This is a genomic window from Tunturiibacter lichenicola, from assembly GCF_051013355.1.
In the GTDB taxonomy this organism is placed as follows: Bacteria; Acidobacteriota; Terriglobia; order Terriglobales; family Acidobacteriaceae; genus Edaphobacter; species Edaphobacter lichenicola_F.
Map to the genome: position 1 here is coordinate 4,083,212 of NZ_CP132944.1, position 17,448 is coordinate 4,100,659.

11 protein-coding genes and 1 pseudogene are annotated in these 17,448 nt (G+C 57.1%); 6 read left to right on the top strand and 6 right to left on the bottom strand.

From position 1 onward, the window contains the following. Positions 1-14 precede the first annotated feature (14 nt). Positions 15-1,772 (bottom strand): annotated as a pseudogene (locus tag RBB82_RS17150) (beta-galactosidase); the annotation flags it as partial. Positions 1,773-1,793: 21 nt separating this feature from the next. Next, positions 1,794-1,964, bottom strand: a complete 171-nt coding sequence (locus RBB82_RS17155; RefSeq protein WP_433971967.1) for a hypothetical protein — start codon at positions 1,962-1,964, stop codon at positions 1,794-1,796. Between the two features lie 236 nt (positions 1,965-2,200). Between RBB82_RS17155 and glgA the strand changes: the two genes are divergently transcribed. Next, entirely contained in the window at positions 2,201-3,418 is a 1,218-nt protein-coding gene (glgA, locus tag RBB82_RS17160) for a glycogen synthase (RefSeq protein WP_433971968.1), read from the top strand. A 69-nt stretch (positions 3,419-3,487) separates the two neighbouring features. On the opposite strand, the gene RBB82_RS17165 is transcribed toward glgA, so the two are convergent. The 4 genes from RBB82_RS17165 to RBB82_RS17180 form a co-directional block, all read right to left on the bottom strand. Further along, positions 3,488-4,966 (bottom strand): M16 family metallopeptidase, encoded by a 1,479-nt coding sequence (locus tag RBB82_RS17165; protein WP_433971969.1) that lies wholly within the window; start codon positions 4,964-4,966, stop codon positions 3,488-3,490. Between the two features lie 137 nt (positions 4,967-5,103). After that, positions 5,104-6,741 carry a M16 family metallopeptidase gene (locus RBB82_RS17170; RefSeq protein ID WP_433971970.1) on the bottom strand — a complete coding sequence of 546 codons (1,638 nt, stop codon included), beginning with the start codon at positions 6,739-6,741 and terminating at the stop codon, positions 5,104-5,106. A gap of 75 nt (positions 6,742-6,816) precedes the next feature. Further along, positions 6,817-7,458 carry a glycoside hydrolase family protein gene (locus RBB82_RS17175; protein ID WP_433971971.1) on the bottom strand — a complete coding sequence of 214 codons (642 nt, stop codon included), beginning with the start codon at positions 7,456-7,458 and terminating at the stop codon, positions 6,817-6,819. Positions 7,459-7,750: 292 nt separating this feature from the next. Continuing rightward, positions 7,751-10,270, bottom strand: a complete 2,520-nt coding sequence (locus tag RBB82_RS17180; RefSeq protein WP_433971972.1) for a glycoside hydrolase family 2 TIM barrel-domain containing protein — start codon at positions 10,268-10,270, stop codon at positions 7,751-7,753. Positions 10,271-10,522: 252 nt separating this feature from the next. On the opposite strand from RBB82_RS17180, the gene RBB82_RS17185 reads away from it, so the two are divergent. The 5 genes from RBB82_RS17185 to RBB82_RS17205 all read left to right on the top strand — a co-directional run bounded on the left by RBB82_RS17185 (position 10,523) and on the right by RBB82_RS17205 (position 17,433). Next, the gene (locus RBB82_RS17185) at positions 10,523-11,695 is read left to right on the top strand and encodes an ROK family transcriptional regulator (protein WP_433971973.1); all 1,173 of its coding nucleotides are present in this window, start codon (positions 10,523-10,525) and stop codon (positions 11,693-11,695) included. Positions 11,696-11,714: 19 nt separating this feature from the next. Then, entirely contained in the window at positions 11,715-12,911 is a 1,197-nt protein-coding gene (locus RBB82_RS17190; protein ID WP_433971974.1) for a glycoside hydrolase family 88/105 protein, read from the top strand. A 318-nt stretch (positions 12,912-13,229) separates the two neighbouring features. Continuing rightward, a complete protein-coding gene (locus tag RBB82_RS17195; RefSeq protein WP_433971975.1) occupies positions 13,230-15,719 on the top strand; it encodes a 3-hydroxyacyl-CoA dehydrogenase NAD-binding domain-containing protein in 2,490 nt (829 codons plus the stop codon). A gap of 92 nt (positions 15,720-15,811) precedes the next feature. Further along, complete coding sequence (locus RBB82_RS17200; RefSeq protein WP_433971976.1) at positions 15,812-16,993, top strand: thiolase family protein; 1,182 nt, start codon at positions 15,812-15,814, stop codon at positions 16,991-16,993. 95 nt (positions 16,994-17,088) lie between these two features. After that, positions 17,089-17,433 carry a hypothetical protein gene (locus RBB82_RS17205; protein ID WP_433971977.1) on the top strand — a complete coding sequence of 115 codons (345 nt, stop codon included), beginning with the start codon at positions 17,089-17,091 and terminating at the stop codon, positions 17,431-17,433. Positions 17,434-17,448: the final 15 nt, after the last annotated feature.

Below are 17,448 nucleotides of genomic sequence, written 5' to 3' on the forward strand. Positions count from 1 at the left end.
TCGACGCCGCTTTGTTTGAGTGCGTCGGTGACGACTCTTCGTTGCAGTGTGTCGGAGAGCCAGGTTCCCTCGTAGGTGAGGGTTCCTTTGCCGTAGGTGTTTTGAGTAATTGCGGGCCACTGGCCGAAGAACGGGTGGTCGTAGGTTGCGAGAACCTTTGCGTGGTCGGGGATGAGGAACTCGGCCCAGTAGGATACTTTGTTGTCTTCGCCGGCTCCGTAGGGGTCGCCCTTTAATTTGAGCGGTGTCTCGAGGTTGGAGAACTCCTGATAGCTGAAGCCTGCAGCGGCTCGCAGGGGGCCGGGTGCGCGTACGTCTCGAACCATTGAGTTTTCGTTTGCGAATCCGCTCTTGAAGGTCATCAGGATGTGGCCGCCTTGTTTTACGTAGTTCGCCAGGCGTTCCAGGAGCGCGTCGTCTGCGATGTAGAGTGCGGGGACCACGATTAATTTGTAGCGGGCGAAGTCGGTGCTGTCGGGAAGGATGAAGTCGGTTCCGACGTTGTCCAGGTAGAGCGCGTGGTGGAGTTGGTCGAGAAGGGCTGTGTAGTCGGCCACCGTGGGAGCGAAGGACCACTGGGGTGACGGGCTGGCAAAGGGCATGAAGTCGAGTGCATTCGCAGAGTCGACGCTGTAGAGAATGGCTACGTCGTTTTTTATTTTGAGGTTTACCAGGTGTGGGCCGATGCGCTCGAGTTCGTGCGCGGTGCGGGTGAACTCGGCATAGATTCGGTTGGGCTCCATGTCGTGGCTCAGGATGCCCTTCCAGTAGGTCTCCTGGCCGGAGTGAATAGAGTGCCAATGCCAGTACTCGACCATGTTTGCACCGCTCGATAGATGGGTGTAGACGTTGAGGCGGAGTTGGCCGTCGTAGGGAGGAAATTGAAAGGAGGAACTCCAGTCGGTCGTTTGGGCGTTGGTCTCTGTGACGAGGTAGTTCTGCTGTTTTAGTGAGCGGTAGTAGTCTCCATCGAGTGTCTGCTTCTCGCCATCCATGCGATCCTGCGCGCGGAAGTAGGGATTGACGGATACGACGTCGAGCGCTTTGGCGACCTCTCCTTCGTTGACGTCGCGGTGCAGATGGTCGGAGAAGTCCTGCGTGACGAACTGGTCTGGACGACGGTATTTGCGGACGAGCGCGGCCTGCCAGGTGAGGAAATCGGTGACACGCATCTGCTCCCAGCGGGTCCACTCAAGTTTGTATGCGGTGCTGGTCGCGCTTGCGCGTGTGGGCATGTCGTTCCAGTCGTTCACATCCTGTCCCCAGTAGTTGAGCAGCCATGCTTTGTTGAGTGCGTCGGTTGTGCCGAACTTCTTTTGTAGATGACGGACGAATCCTTGGAAGACGTCGGGATTCGCGGCTCCGTAGGAGGCGGTTTCGTTGTCCACCTGCCAACCGATTACGGCTGGATTGTCTTTGTAGTGCTCGACCATCTTGCGAATGACGCGCTCTGCGTAGAAGCGATAGTCTGCGTTGTCGGTGTCCATGTTCTGGCGCATGCCGTAGGTGGCTTGTTTTCCGTCCAGCGTGACTACCAGCATCTCCGGATGCTTCTTTGCCATCCACGCTGGCACGGAGTAGGTGGGGGTTCCCATAATTATTTTGATCCCGGCTTTGCTCAGGGCGTCTATGGCGCGGTCCATCCATGCGGTTTCAAATGCGCCGTCTTGCGGCTCCCACAGACTCCATGTCGATTCGCCCATGCGTACTACAGTGAGGCCTGCGGCCTTCATGAGGGCGATGTCCTCGTTCAGGTGATCGGTTGGCTCGTACTCCGGGTAGTAGGCGGCGCCTTAGAGGACGTTGGTGATTTGGGGTGGCGCTGTTGATGACGGGGGCGTGGCCGGCGTTGTTTCCTGGGCGGTGGAGGTTGCGGCACCTGCGAGCAGAACGATGGTGCAGAGCGTCGCCGAAAGCACCTGGAAGCTGGAGCGGGTCTTCGAGTGTGTTCTTGAGTATGGCAATGTCATCCCCTGTATTTCTGAATAAGCTTTTTCTCGAGTGATGGCTTAGCGCTGCAAGTCGCTTCAGAACAATATAGTCGCGTCCGTTCTATCGCTGGCCGAGTTGGCCTGGGGCGGCTCGATGCTTGGCTGGCGGTCGCGTTGCGTGAGGCTTCTCGTCAACAGGCTGCGGTGTGCGTATGATAGCTTCGGTTCTGCATCCAAGGGTTGATGGAAAGATTTTCAGGAGGACCAAATTGCGAGTTGGCCTGATGACGCGCGAGTATCCGCCAAATGTGTACGGCGGAGCGGGAGTTCACGTTGAATACCTAAGCCGCGAGCTGGCGAAGAAGATCGACGTTGAGGTGCATTGCTGGGGGAAGCAGAGATCCGACGAGGGCAATCTTCATGTTCGAGGCGCGGAGCCTTGGTCTCTGCTTGCGGAGGGGAAGCAGGAGAAGTTTCAAGCGGCGCTCGAGGCGTTTAGCCTGAATCTTGCGCAGATGAAACCGCTGGCGGGGATCGACATTGTGCATACGCATACTTGGTATGTGGCGATGGCGGGATTTCTTGCGAAGAAGCTGTTTGGCATACCGTTTGTGCTGACGACGCATAGCCTCGAACCGCTGCGGGCGTGGAAGGCGGAGCAGCTGGGTAGTGGGTATGCGATGAGCTCGTGGATGGAGCGGACGGCGGTATTGGATGCAGACGCGATTATTGCTGTTTCGAAGGGGACGAAGGAAGACATTTTGCTCGCTTACCCTGACGTGAAGGCGGAGCGGATTCATGTTATCTACAACGGGATTGATCTGAAGGAATATCAGAAGACAGCGGAGACTACGGCGCTGACTCAGTATGGCGTCGATCCTAGTGTGCCGTATGTGTTGTTTGTTGGGCGGATTACGAGGCAGAAGGGCGTTACGCATTTAGTGGAAGCGATTCGGTATCTGCCGAAGAATACGCAGGTGGTGCTGTGTGCTGGCGCGCCGGATACGCCTGAGATTGCAGCGGAGATGCGGGAGAAGGTGGAGGAGGCGAAGGCCTTCAATCCTAATGTGGTGTGGATTGAGAAGATGGTGACGAAGCCTGAGGTGATTCAGCTTTACAGCAATGCTGCAGTCTTTTGTTGCCCGTCGGTGTATGAGCCGTTCGGCATCATCAACCTTGAGGCCATGGCTTGTCGCGCACCGGTGGTTGCGAGTGCTACCGGAGGAATTCTTGAGGTTGTGGTGGATGGTGTGACGGGGCATCTGGTGCCGTTCGACCAGGATGCTGTTACTAAGTTTCCTTCGAAGCCGGACAAGTTCGCGCGCGATCTTGCGGCGAAGGTTTCGGACCTTCTGGAGAACCCGGAGAAGGCGAAACGGTTTGGTGAGGCAGGCCGAAAGCGCGTGGAAGAGACGTTCTCGTGGTCTGCGATTGCTGACCAGACGATCGAGCTTTATCGTCAGCTGACGAAGGCGCCGAAGAAGTGAATCGACGCCCGTTTTGATGGGCGTCGATTTCTCTCTCGTTGATTTTCTGTTGATGTTGTGGCGACGAGACTACTCTGCGGATTTGCCTGCCGGCGGTGGGGGGATGGCGATGTCGAGGTTGGTGACCTTGCCGAGAGTGTCGATTTTTGGCGCGATCTGAGATTCGTTGCCTACGACGAGGATGGCGAGCTTTGAGGTGTCGATGTATTTGTTGGCTACTCGCGAGACGTCGGCGGCGGTGACCTTTTCGATGCCGGTCTTGTATTTTTCGAGGGTGTCGGCGGGATAGCCGTAGAAGGCCAGGGTGACTTGTTCGCCGAGCGTTTTGTCGGGTGAGTCGTAGTGGAAGATGAACGAGTTGAGGACGTGGTCTTTGGCCTTGCTGAGTTCGGCTGCTGTTGGGGGATCGGTTTTTAGGCGATCGATCTCGGCCAGGAGGGCCTTGGCTGCGGCAACGGTGGTTGCGCTCTTGGTTGCGGCCTCGACGAAGAAGACGCCAGGGTGATCATAGGAGGCGCCGTAGCTGCCTTCGACGCTGTAGGCTAGGCCGAGTTTGGTGCGGACGTTCTGGACGACGCGTGAGCCGAAGCCGCCGGAGAAGATCTGGTTCATGACGGAGAGGGCGTAGTAGTCGGGGTTGCTGCGCTCGGTGCCGAGGCCGACGATGAGGACGTTGGACTGGTTGACGTCATCCTTTTCGACGAAGTTGACGCCAGGCTTCGGGTCGGTGAAGGTGACTTTGGCGGTTTGGAGGCGTTGGCCGCGAGGGAGCGGTTCGAAGGCGGCGCGGAGTTTGGCTTCCATGGCAGCGCTGTCGAAGTCGCCGGAGACGGCGATGATGATGTTGCTGGCGACGACGGTGCGGTCGTGCCAGGCCTTGAGGTCGTCGAGTTTGACGGCGTCGACGGTGGCGTATTCGAGCTCGCGAGCGTAGGGGTTGTGTGCCCCGTAGGCCAGCTTGATGGCTTCGCGGTGGGCGATGCCGCCGGCGTCGTCGTTGCGGCGGGAGATGCCAGTGTTGAGTTGCTGCTTGGCGAGTTGAAGTTTGTCTTCCTTGAAGGCGGGGTGGAGGAGGAGGTCGACCGCTGCGGTGAAGACGGTGTCGAAGTCGCCCTTGAGGCTGGACCAGGTCATCGTGGTTGAGGCGCCGCCGCCGGCGGTCTCGAGGGATGCGGCTTTTGCTTCGAGCTCGTCATCGAGCTTGTCGCCGTCGATGGTGGCGGTGCCGCTGGTGCGCCAGGTTTCGCCGTAGAGGGAGACGAGGCCCGTCTTTCCGGTGGGTTCGTCACGATTGCCGCCGCGGATGAGGATGGTGCCTTCGATGAAGGGAAGCTCGTGGTCTTCCTGGAGGAAGATGACGAGGCCGTTGGGGAGTTCGATGCGGCGCGGCTGTGTGGGCTTGAACGCGTGGAGGGGTGGGATGGGGATCTGCTTCCACGGTTGAGCTTCGGTTGCGCTTAGAGTGGCCGGCGCGCTTTGGGCGTAGATGGTAAGGGGGAGCAGGAAGGCTGCGGTGGCTATTGTCTTAACGAGTTTCAGGGTGGGCACTGGCCTTTGTGGTTTTTGGTGGTGGGGCGAGTTCGAGATTTCGCGCGTGGCATGTGCGGCTGCAAGGACAACAGCAGATTCCTCCGCTTCGCTGCGGAATGACAACCAAGAAAAACGGGAGAAACGGTGACTTGAGTTCATTTCGTGCCTCCGGCGTTTTGTGCGGATAATGCGGTCGGCGCGGAGGGTGCGGTTAGCATGGCTGTTCCTGGGCTTCCTGGGCTTCCTGGGGTTCCGGGGGGTGCTTCGGTCTGTGGAGAGACTCGAGTTTTTTGTTGGGGCGGGACGAATTCAATGCGTGCGCTGGTGCGGTTGCTGTCGACAAAGATCTTGTTGGCGACGCGGCGGATGTCTGATTTTTTGACGGCGTCGATCTTCTGGAGTTGATTGAAGAGTTCGCGCCAGTCGCCGAAGCGAGTTTGATATTCGGCGAGCTGGTGGGCGAGGCCTTCGTTGTCGGCGAGACCGCGGAGTAGGTCGGCGCGGGAGCGGGTCTTGAAGCGCTCGAGTTCGGCGTCGGTGACGTCTTCGTTCTTGAGGCGGTCGAGTTCTTTGTGGATTGCGGTACGCATCTCGTCGGGCGAGTGGCCGGGGAGGGGGACTGCGTAGACGGCGAAGAGGCCGGGGTACTTGTCGCCGGGGAAGCCGCTGAAGCCTTGCGCTTCTGCAGCGATGCCCTGGTCGCGGACGAGCGAGCGATAGAGGCGGGCGGTGCGGCCGTTGGAGAAGATGTCGGAGATGGCGTCGTAGGCTGAGTCGTCGACGTCGAGGTAGTCGGGGCGGTGGTAGCCCTCGATGTAGAAGGGCTGGGTGGCCTCGCGGATAGTGACGGATTTTTCTGCGACCTGCGGGGGCTCGACGGTGGTCATGGGTTCGGGGCGCGGGGCGGCGGGGATGGGTGCGAAGTAGCGCTCGAGGATGGGCATGGTCTCGGAGGCTTTGAGGTCGCCTACGACTGCGATGACGATGTTGGAGGGCACGTAATACTTTTCGTGGAAGGTAGTGGCCTCGGTGGCGGAGACCTGACTGATCTCGCTCTCCCAACCTACGCCGGGGCGGCGGTAGGGGTGTGCGACGTAGGCGCTGGCGAGAAACTGCTCGACCATGCGACCGATGGGGTTGGAGTCGACACGCATGCGGCGCTCTTCCTGGACGACGTTGCGCTCTTTGTAGAACTCGCGCTCGACGGGGTGGGCGATGCGCTGGCTTTCAAGGTAGGCCCAGAGTTCGAGACGGTTGGAGGGCATGCTCCAGAAGTATTGGGTGGAGTCTTCGGTGGTGTTGGCGTTGATGCCGACGGCGCCGTTCTCTTCTGCGATCTGGGAGAACTGGTTGGGGATGACGTACTTTTGTGCTTCGGCTTGCGCGTCCTGGAAGGCTTTGAGGAGTTGAGCTAATTTTTCGGGGTTCTGGCCGACGCGCTTGCGGTACTCGGCGTCGTAGGCGGCGTAGGTTGACTCGACTTTTTCGAGGGCTACTTTTTCGGCGGGGTAGTTGGTGGTGCCGATCTCGGTGGTGCCCTTGAAAGCCATGTGCTCGAACATGTGGGCGATGCCGCTGGCGCCGTCGGGATCGTCTGCTGAGCCTGCATCGACGAGTGTGTAGAAGCTGAAGACGGGGGCTTCGGGGCGCTCGCAGACGATGAGGGTTAGACCGTTGGGGAGAACTTTGACGGTGGTGCGCTTTTCGAAGCTTGCCAGGTCTTGTGCTCTCGCAACCCAGCTTAGAGCGATCGCACATACCGCAATCGCTGCAATTCTACGTTTTACTTGCACCAAAGCCCTCCGCAGACCTTTTGAGTCGTGAATCATTGAGTCGGAAATTCATTCTATCGAAGCTACAGGCCGGGGCTATGGCCGCCGGCCAAATAGAACATTCAAGGTTTGACGTATGCGCCCCCAGATTCGCTTCAGCCAGGTCTCGGTTTCTGCCTTGATGGTGGTGACGACGGCGTCGAGGAACTGCTCTCGTGTCCATGCGTTACGGGCTGCACTGGGGCCTCGACGCATGCAGCATTCGGCTGCCTCGGCCCATGCTCCCGCGTCGACTGCAGCGATGAGATGAGGGAAGCCTTTGAAGAGGCCCGCAGGACCGAGGTTGTAGATCATGTCGAGGAGTGCCATCTTTACCGTGTCGGGGAAGGTGTCGTAGTGAGGGAGTTGGGTGCGGAGATCGGCTTCGAAGCCTTCGAGGACGGAGGTGAGTTTGGCGTCGATGGTTTGCTGAGTCAGTTGAAGGGCGGTGGGGGATTTGTAGAACGCGGGTGCTCGGCCTAGGGGCAGGGTGTCTACGCGAGTGTATTCGGCGGCGATCTCTTCGGGCGTGGCGGGGCTTGTGCCGAGTGTGAAGGGAAGGGCCTGCGCGGCTTCGGCGTCAGGAAGCATCAGGCCGACGCCGACGGTTATTTTGCCTACCGTGTCGCGATACATCCACGGGACGCAGCCTTCAAACTCTTTTAGCTTGGCAAGCGATTGTTCTAGGTAAGTCGCCACTGTAGTCAGGCTAGCATGGGGATTTGATGTTTGGCGGCGACTCCTTCGATGGAACTCCTCGACGGTAGCTCAGACAATGAGGTCGTGAGTTAGTTCTAACTGTTTATGGATGGAGATGAAGAAGCGGTTCGCGCGTGGCGCGAATAACCCACCCTTTGTGATGAGACTACAAAGGATGGGCCACCCGAGGGTCTTTGTGATGCGACTACAAGGGGCACCCCGAGAGTCTTGTGCTCAGATTACCTAGCGATGGTCCTCCCCCGAGAGTCTTTGTGGTGAGGTTGCATATTGATTAGGTGATGTTGCAGAAGGCGGGTTTGATGTTTGGTGTGGTGACGCTGACTACGGAACTGCCGTTGTTGCGAGTGAGGGTGATCTCGGAGCGGCCGTTGCAGAGTTCGACGGCGCGGGAGGCTTTGGTGGTGCCGCGGTTGTCGATGAGAGTGCCCAGGCCGGCGATGGTGAAACGTATGCGGTTGCGCGCGTCGAGGCAAAGGACGCCTTTTGCGTCGTAGAGCTTTGCTTCTACGGTGACTGTCTCTTTACCGTCCAGAGTGCTGCGGGATTTTTCGGTGAGCTTGATCTCTGCGGGGGTGCCCCAGGTTTCGGTTTGGTAGACGAAGGTGATCTCATCGGTGACGGTTTTGCCGGATTTGGTTGCGGTGACGCGGAGGGTGTTTTTGCCGGGATTGAAAGGAGTCATCCAGCGAAGGCCTGCGGCAGGAAAGTTCTGGCTGTCGCGGTGCTTTACTCCTGCGGATCTTCCGTTGACGAAGAGTTCGGCGGTGTCGCAGTTGGAGTAGACCTTGACCATCTTCTCTTCGCCGGCGGCGCCCCAGCGGATGGGCCAGGTGTGGCCGTAGATGCGGGCCATTGGAGCTTCGGTCCAGTAGGACTGAAAGACGTAGTAGGACTCTTTGGGGGTCATGTCGCGTTCGATCAGGCCCTTCTGATTGATGCGGGGGACGGGGTTTTCTATGCGCAGGGGAGTAGTGAAGTCTTTGAAGACCCATTGGGCGGAGCCGGTGAGCCAGGGTAGAGTTTCCTGAGTTTTGAGGTGCCAGTCGAAGAGATTGCAGGCGTAGGTTTCGGACCAGTCGCCGTCCTTTGAGACGCGAGCCTGTCCTCCGGTCGAGAGGTAGTCCAGGCCGCGCTCATCTGTGCCTTTGCCGGTTACAACTTTGGCGAGTGCCTTGTCGGGGTCTTCGGAGTGACGGCCTGCGTGGCTGTCGGCACCCCACTCGGCGTGGAAGAGATGGTTGACGCGATCGCGCTCGGTTTCGAGGGTCTTTTGGTACTCGGGGTAGGTTCCGCGATACCAGCCTGCCCAGATGGATGGGGAGTAGACGTCAGGGATGTCGCGTGCGAAGTCGCAGCGGCGGATGGTGGTGAAGCGTGATGGATCGAGGTGATGGGAGAGAGTGTTGAGCTCCTGCAGGTAGGTGCGTATGGCTTGCTGGTTGACCTCGGGGTATTCGGTGGGCCAATCATCTTCGTTGCCGAGACCCCAGAGAATGATGCTGGGGTGGTTGTAGTGCTGCGCGATCATGTTGCGGAGGGTGCGGCGGCCCATCTCCTGGAAGGTGTCGTCACCGACGCCTCCGCGGCACCAGGGGATCTCTTCCCAGACGAGGATGCCGAGGCGGTCGCAGAGTTCGAGTACGCGGCGTGATTGCTGGTAGTGGGCGAGGCGGATAAAGTTCACGCCCATGTCTTTGATGAGATGCATCTCCTGGTCAATCAGGTCGTCGGGCATCGCGGCTGCATAGCCTGCGTGGTCTTCGTGGCGATGCGTGCCGCGCAGGAGGAGGCGTTCGCCGTTGAGTTTGAAGGGACCGTGTTGGACGAACTCGGCGTGGCGAATGCCGAAGGTCTCGTGGGTGACGTACTCCGTATCTGATCCGTTGTTTGAGGCTCCATGAAGCGTGATGTGGCACTCGTAGAGATGAGGATCTGAGGGGCTCCAGAGATGTGGCTTCTGGATCGTAAAGCTGGTTAACGCGGTTGCATCTTTCCAAGGCGCAACGGTGTGCTTTGAAGCGTGGATTTGAGTGCCGTTTGCGTCCACGACTTCAATGGAGATTTGTAGTTGCTCGGTGGAGGCTGTGGGGTTACGCAGCGAGCCGAGGACGGAGACTATTTGTCCTGCGATCGATGCCAGTTCGGTGTGGATGTGGATGGTCTCGAATGAGACCTCGGGCACGAAGACCATGTTTACGTGTCGGTAGAGGCCGCCGTAGAGGCTGAAGTCGCTGAGGTCGGAGGGCATGCGGTCCTGGTCGCGCGAGTTGTCGCAGAAGACCGAGATTGGAACGCCTTTGTTTGTTGCTGTTTTTATGTTGTCAGAAGTTGGAAGGAGGTCCGTGATATCGAAGACGAACTCGTCGTAGCCTCCGGTATGTTTGCCTGCGAGTTTTTCACCGACGTAGACGGTTGTCGTTTGGCCTGCGCCTTCGAAGTGCAATAAAGTGCGGCCGTTTTTGAATGGGTTGGCGATGGGTACATGCGTTCGATACCAGCCATTGCCGCGGTAGTACGGGACGTCGGGGTCGCAGCCGTCGTAGGCGTTGAAGCAGTGGGGCATTGCAACCTGCTGCCAGACGGCAACCTCTTCGCTGTGCCATGCCTCCCACGGACTACCCAGAGAGCCTTGCAAGAACTCCCATCCGTTGGCGAGACGATGCGCGTGCGGATCTGCACTGCCGCCCATGGTTGCGACGGATGCACGCAGGGGAAGGCTTGGGAGTAGCGAAGCAGCCGTTGCGATGGCGCTGGTCTTAAGGAAACTTCTCCGCGAATATGTCCTGGTCACAGTTCTCCTGCCGGCTTGTGGGATCTACGCAGAGCTGGCTATTTGCCGGTCATTTTTACGAAATATGAACAATAATTCAAAGTATCTACAAAATGCCTAACCTCCAGTGGTATAAAGACTCGTCGTCAAAGATGTCAAGCAAGCGTGTGCCAGGAGACGATGCGACGACGTGCCGTGATGCTTTGTTTTCGCTGAATTGAAGATGGTTCATTTCGTAATTGCTGCATTGATCTCGATGGACGGAAATTAAATATGCCTACCTCCCAGTCTTCTCGATTTACGTTTACCCGCAGACAAAGCGCGTCGAACAAAACGCCACGTCAGATCAACCGGAATCTCGTCTTCAATTTGATACGGACTCGCCAACCGCTGTCGCGCGCGGATCTTGCTCGCGTCTCTGGTTTGCAGCGCAGCACGGTTTCGCTGATCGTCGAGGAGCTGATCAAGGAGAGGTGGGTTCTTGAGGGCTCGACCGGAAGGCCGCCGCGGGGGCGGAGACCGACGTTTCTCGAACTGAATCTTCAGCGGGCTGTGATTGCGCTTGATATTCATCCGTCGCAGACGACAGTTGCCGTGGCGGATCTTGGCGGCAAGATTGTTGCGCAGAATGTCGTTGAGTTGCCGGATGATCCTAAAAAGGCGATTCAGCCGATCATTGCGGCGATTCGGAAGCTCATTGCAGCGAATAGTGATAAGTCGTTTGACGGTATCGGCATTAGCTTGCCTGGGCGCGCTGACCCGATTCGTGAGGAGCCGATCTTTGCACCGAATCTGAAATGGCCCATCTCCAGCATCAAATCTCGCATTCAAAAGGCTACCGGGTTGCGCGTTGAGATGGACAATGTGGCAAATGCGTGTGCGCTCTCTGAGGTGTGGTTCGGAGACAGCGATGGCGTGCATGATCTCGTGGTGGTGAACGTGTCAGAGGGAATTGGGACAGGTATCTTCGCAAACGGACAGCTGCTGCGTGGTGCTAACGGTATGGCAGGAGAGTTTGGCCATGTCCAGATGGAGATCAATGGACCGCGCTGTGGGTGCGGAGGGCGTGGATGCTGGGAGACCGTGGGGTCGAATCGCGCGGGTCTGCGTTACTACGAGGAGATGAGTGGAAATGCTTCGCCTGCGAGCTTCGGTGCTTTGGTAAAGATGGCGCAAGCTAACGATACGAATGCTGTAAAGGCGCTTGAGAAGATGTCTTCGTTTCTGGGCCGTGGGCTGCGGATGATTGCTTCTGCGCTGGCGCCTAGCGAGATCGTCGTTGTGGGCGATATTACTGCTGCGTGGTACTTGTTCGGGCCGATCGTTGAGGCAGAGCTGAAGCAAAATGCGCTCTCGAAGGAGCCGAGGTTGCGGCCTTCTTTTGAAGGTAATACCGCAAGGCTGCGTAGCGCGGTCGCCTTGGTTATGAATGGAAGTTTGGTCTAACTTTCTAAAGGGAATTGCTATGTATTCATTGAATTTTGTATTGCTTCGCCGTGTCGGTCTGAGTGTACTGTTTGGCGCGGCTTGTTCCTGCTGTTTTGCGCAGACGGCACCGGTTGCTGCGCCGGTTGCCAAGGTTGTTCCAGTAGATGGTGCCGCTGCTGGTGATGCGCCGGATGATCCAGGCCCGCTTGCAACTGACCTCTCCGCTCAGTTGAAGCCGAAGGCGATCGATAAGGCGATGAAAAAGGTTGCGGACTGGCAGGTTGGATACGCGGAGGCGCACTTCAATAAGCAATGGACGTTTGCTGCGCTCTACGATGGTCTGCTGGCGGCTTCGAAGACTACGGGTGATCCAAAGTATCGCGAAGCTGTGCAGCGTTTAGCGGAGCGGTCGGACTGGACGCTACTCAATGCACGGTTTCCGCATGCGGATGACCAGGCGTTGGGGCAGGCTTATCTCGATCTTTATCTTAACGACCCGCGACCGGTGCGGATGTCCGATACCAAAGAGATTATGGATCGGTTGATTGTTCGACAGGACGATCCGGACAAGCTGCTGTGGTGGTGGTGCGATGCGTTGTTCATGTCGCCGCCGGTGTTGTCGCGTATGTATCTGATTACGAATGATCGCAAATATCTCGACTACATGGATCATGAGTGGTGGCTTACTTCTGGAAGTCTCTACGACCCGCATGAGCATCTGTACTTCCGCGACAGCCGATACTTCACGCAGAAGCAAGCGAATGGCAAGCCAATCTTCTGGTCGCGAGGGAATGGTTGGGTGATGGGCGCACTCGTCAATGTGCTTCGAATTATGCCGGCGGATTATCCGTCGCGTCCAAAGTATGTTGCGCAATTCAAGGAGATGGCGGAGAAGCTGGCGGCGATCCAGGGCCCGGATGGGCTGTGGCGTTCGGGTCTGCTTGATCCGGACTCGTATGATCTGCCGGAGGTCTCGGGCTCGGCGTTTTTTACTTACGCGATTGCTTACGGGATCAACGAGAAGATTCTTGACCGCAAAACATATCTGCCGGTGGTGGAGCGTTCATGGAAGGGAATACTTGCGCATGTCTATGCCAATGGACGGCTGGGGTCCATTCAGCCTATTGATGGGCAACCGGGCAAGTTCAAACCGTCGGCGAGCTATGTGTACGGAGTGGGTGGCTTTCTGTTGGCGGGATCCGAGATGCATCGGCTCGCTGAATCGAAGCACTAATACTCTTTCTTACCCTGGGTCTGCCGTAGCCGCATCAGGGTTGGCGGATCTAGACGTTGCGCGAGATTTTTTTGATGTGTATGTAGCACTTCTAACCGCAGAGCTACGAAATCTCGTCGCACCGTAAATCTGCATGTCCTGCGTCTGCGTGACTCGAAGCACTTGCGACTTTGATGCATAAAAGGAGCTACTGTTCTGGGCTCTTCTTTTGCGCAATGAGTGACTTAGCGGATTGATAGAAGGTTTACTTGACGAAATGAATGGTCATTCAGTATGCTTCGCATCGTTCGGGAATATCACCCGTTGGAGCCTTCCTTCATGCCCCCCAGCACCACTGCCGTGAGTTCGACCAAGCATAAACAGATCAGAAAAGTAGCAGTTCTTGGAGCTGGAACGATGGGCTCCCGCATCGCCGCTCATATAACGAACGCGGGTCTGCCTGTCGTTCTGCTGGACATCGTTCCTCCGGCGACGGAGGCTGGGGCGGCGAAGCAGGAGCGCAATAAGTTCGTTCTGGCTGCGATGGATGGTTTGAAGAAGTCGAAGCCCGCGGCTTTCTACTCTCCTGAGAGCGCGAGGTTGATTACGATTGGGAACTTCGATGACGATCTTGCGCTGATCGCTGATTGCGACTGGATCATTGAAGTTGTGGCAGAGAACCTTGAGATCAAGCGTGCGCTGCTCGATAAGGTACAGAAGCACCGACGTGCAGATTCGATTATCACGAGTAATACAAGCGGTCTTCCGATCCATGAGATTGTCGAGGGCATGCCGATGGAGCTTCGGCGCCATTGGTTCGGCACGCATTTTTTCAATCCGCCACGGTACATGCGGCTGCTTGAGATTATTCCTACGCCGGATACGGATCCGACGGATTTTGCAGCGGTGGAGCACTTCTGCGATCTGCGGTTGGGGAAGGCCATTGTGCACTCGCACGATACGCCGAACTTCATTGCGAATCGCATCGGTACGTTTTCGATGGGCAATGCGATTCGTTTGATGCAGGCGCAGGGACTGTCGATCGAAGAGGTTGATACGCTGACTGGTTCGGCGTTGGGATGGCCGAAGACAGGTACGTTCCGGCTGGGCGATATGGTTGGTGTGGATGTGCTCGCGCATGTTGCTACAAACTTTTCCAAACAGGCAGAACGCATCAAAGATGAACGTGCCGAGGTGACGCTTGCTCCGTTTATCGGCAAGATGCTGGAGAACAAATGGCTAGGGGATAAGGCCAAGCAGGGCTTTTACAAGAAAGAAGGAAAAGATGCTGAAGGCCGCGATCTGCGGCATGTTCTCGATTGGCAGACCCTGGATTACAAGCCCAGTATGCGTCCGAAGTTTCCTGCGATTGAGATGGCAAAGAATGTGGAGTCGAGCGCTGCTCGCATTGCGCAGCTCCTGCACGCCGATGTCACCAAGGACAAGGCGGCTGCGTTTTATTGGCCATTGCTAACGGAATTGTTTACCTACAGCGCGAATCGTGTGCCTGAGATCGCAGACAACATTGTTGAGATCGATCAGGCGATGAAGACTGGCTTCAATTGGGAGCTTGGGCCGTTCGAGATGTTCGACGCTGCAGGCGTTCGCGCTACCACGGAGAAGATGCGTGCGAGTGGCTCGCCTATTTCTGCAAATGTGGAGAAGCTGCTTGCCTATGCGGAGAAGCATGGCGAGTCGAATGTGAGCTGGTATAAAGACGACGCTTCGGTGCCGTCGGGTCGACTCTTCTTCGATCCGGTAAGCAGTTCGTATAAGCCTGTTGTTACGGCAGATGGTGTTACTTCGCTGGCTGCGATCAAGAAAGCGAATGGCGTCGTCAAGAAGAATCCGGGTGCGTCGGTGATCGATCTGGGCAATGGAGTTGCCGCGATTGAACTTCACTCGAAGATGAATGCCCTCGGCGATGACATCGTTAATCTGATCACACACACGCTGAAGCCTTCGAGTGAGATTGTCGGGAACTTTGAGGCGTTCGTGATTACTGGTGACTCTGCTAACTTCTCGGTCGGCGCGAATCTGATGCAACTATTGCTCGGCGTGCAGGAAGAGGAGTGGGACGAGGTCGAGATGGCGATGCGGGCGTTCCAGAATATGACGCAGGCGATCAAGTTCTGCCCACGTCCGGTGGTGGTTGCGCCGTATGGAATGTGTCTTGGGGGAGGCGTGGAGATTTCGCTGCATGCTGCGGCGCGACAGCCTCATGCTGAGTTGTATATGGGATTGGTCGAAGCTGGTGTTGGGTTAATCCCCGGTGGCGGTGGCTGCAAAGAGATGACCATTCGGAGCATCGAAGCGGGATCGAGTATTCGGCCTGACGCGCGCGGCGAGGGCGTGGAGATCTTTGAGGCTCTAAAGAAGAACTTTGAGACGATTGCAATGGCCAAAGTTTCGACCAGTGCGGCGGAAGCCCGGACGATGGGATTCTTCAGGCCGTCCGACAGCATTACGATGAATCGCGAACGGCTGCTTACGGATGCGAAGACGAAGGCCCGGGCAGTTGCAGATGCTGGATATACCGCGCCTGCTGTTCGTACTGATATCGCAGCGCCTGGTGAGAATGCACTGGCTACATTGAAGTTAGCGGTGTGGACGATGCGGGAGGGGCAGTACATCTCCGATCATGATGCGAAGATTGCGAACTGGGTGGCGTACGCTTTGTGTGGAGGCAAGGTTACGCCGGGTACTCCCGTGACGGAGCAGTATCTGCTTGATCTTGAACGCGAGGCGTTTTTGTCGCTGTGCGGTGAGAAGAAGACTCAGGAGCGGATTGCGTTCACGCTGAAGACTGGAAAGCCTTTGAGGAACTAGGAGCCGCTTACATCACGGTTGAATTTGAATTCACGTTGTATCTACAGCTTTTCCGGTGACAGCCGGAGGCAGAGGTTAGGAGTTAGCTTCCGATGAAAGAAGTGATCATCGCATCCGCAGTTCGCACCGCCGTTGGCAAGGCCCCCCGGGGAACGCTTCGTTCTACTCGCCCGGACGATCTCGCTGCGTTCGCTATCAGTGGGGCTTTGGAGCGTGTTCCGCAGCTCGATAAGTCGGAGATCGAAGATGTAATTCTGGGCTGCGCGATGCCTGAGGCAGAGCAGGGAATGAATGTGGCCAAGGTCGCCAGCTTTCGCGCTGGTTTGCCGGTCACTACTGCAGGGATGACGATCAATCGGTACTGCGCTTCGGGGTTGCAGTCGATCGCGTTGGCAGCGGATCGGATTCGTGGTGGATCTGCGGATGTGATCGTGGCGGGTGGAACGGAGAGCATGTCATATGTTCCGTTCGGCGGCAACAAGATATCGGTGAATCCGTGGCTGGTGGAGAATTATCCGGGGTCTTATATGTCGATGGGGCTCACTGCGGAGCGCGTTGCGACACACTACGGGATCACCCGCGAGCAGATGGACCAGTTTTCATATGAGAGCCATCAGAAGGCTCTTGCTGCAATTGCGGCAAATAAGTTTGAGGATGAGATTGTTGCGGTAGCGGTTACAAATACTGCTCCGAATGGAAAGGGGAAGGCTAAGTCGGTCGAGTCAACTTTCAAGCAGGATGAGGGGCCGCGCGCCGATACTTCGCTCGAGGCGCTGGCTAAGTTGAAGCCGGTATTTCATGCGAAGGGAACGGTGACGGCGGGTAACTCCAGCCAGACTTCGGATGGAGCGGCGGCGGCGGTTGTGATGTCGGCTGAACGAGCTGCGCAGTTGGGGATCAAGCCGATGGGGAAGTTTATTGCCTTTGCTTACGCCGGGTGCGATCCCGAGGAGATGGGGATAGGGCCGATCCATGCCATTCCGAAGGTGCTGAAGATGGCTGGCCTTTCGCTTGAGGATATAGATCTGTTTGAGTTGAATGAGGCCTTTGCTGCGCAGTCGCTGGCCGTGTTGAAGGTGCTTGGGATTGACGGGGCGAAGGTGAATGTAAACGGTGGAGCGATTGCGCTTGGTCATCCGCTTGGTTGTACCGGAGCTAAATTGACTGCGACGCTTTTGCGGGAGATGCCACGACGTAAGGCTAAGTATGGGATTGTGACGATGTGTGTTGGTGGTGGGATGGGCGCCGCAGGAATTTACGAGGCTGTGAGTTAGTAATGAGCAGAGACTCCATGTCGGCAACAGCAGGGAGTAGATTGAGCCCTGGCGAGAGCACGGCTTGGCATTGGATTCGACTATTGATTGGATGCGTGGCAGTAGTTGCGATCCTTGTTTCGGCGCTGTTTATCTTCAGACACAGGCATTTCGAGAGTTTGGAGCAAAACTGGAAGTGTGCGACAGCCACCATTGAAGATGTCCGTTCCAGAGAGATAGAGCAAGTCAGCAGCGCGAGAGGTGGAGTAGTGGTCTATGAGGTTTCCATACTCGCGAAGTACGCCTCGGGAGGTACGGACCACGAACAGTGGATAGTCGTCGACCAACCGCCCGTCACTCTTGCTGAAGTGGAACTTGAGACATTTCGCTGGAAGGGACAGCAATGTGTTGTTCGGTGGGAGTCGTCCGAGCCCGAACAGATGATCGCTGAAGTGAGTTAGGTTGCATCTTTAGAG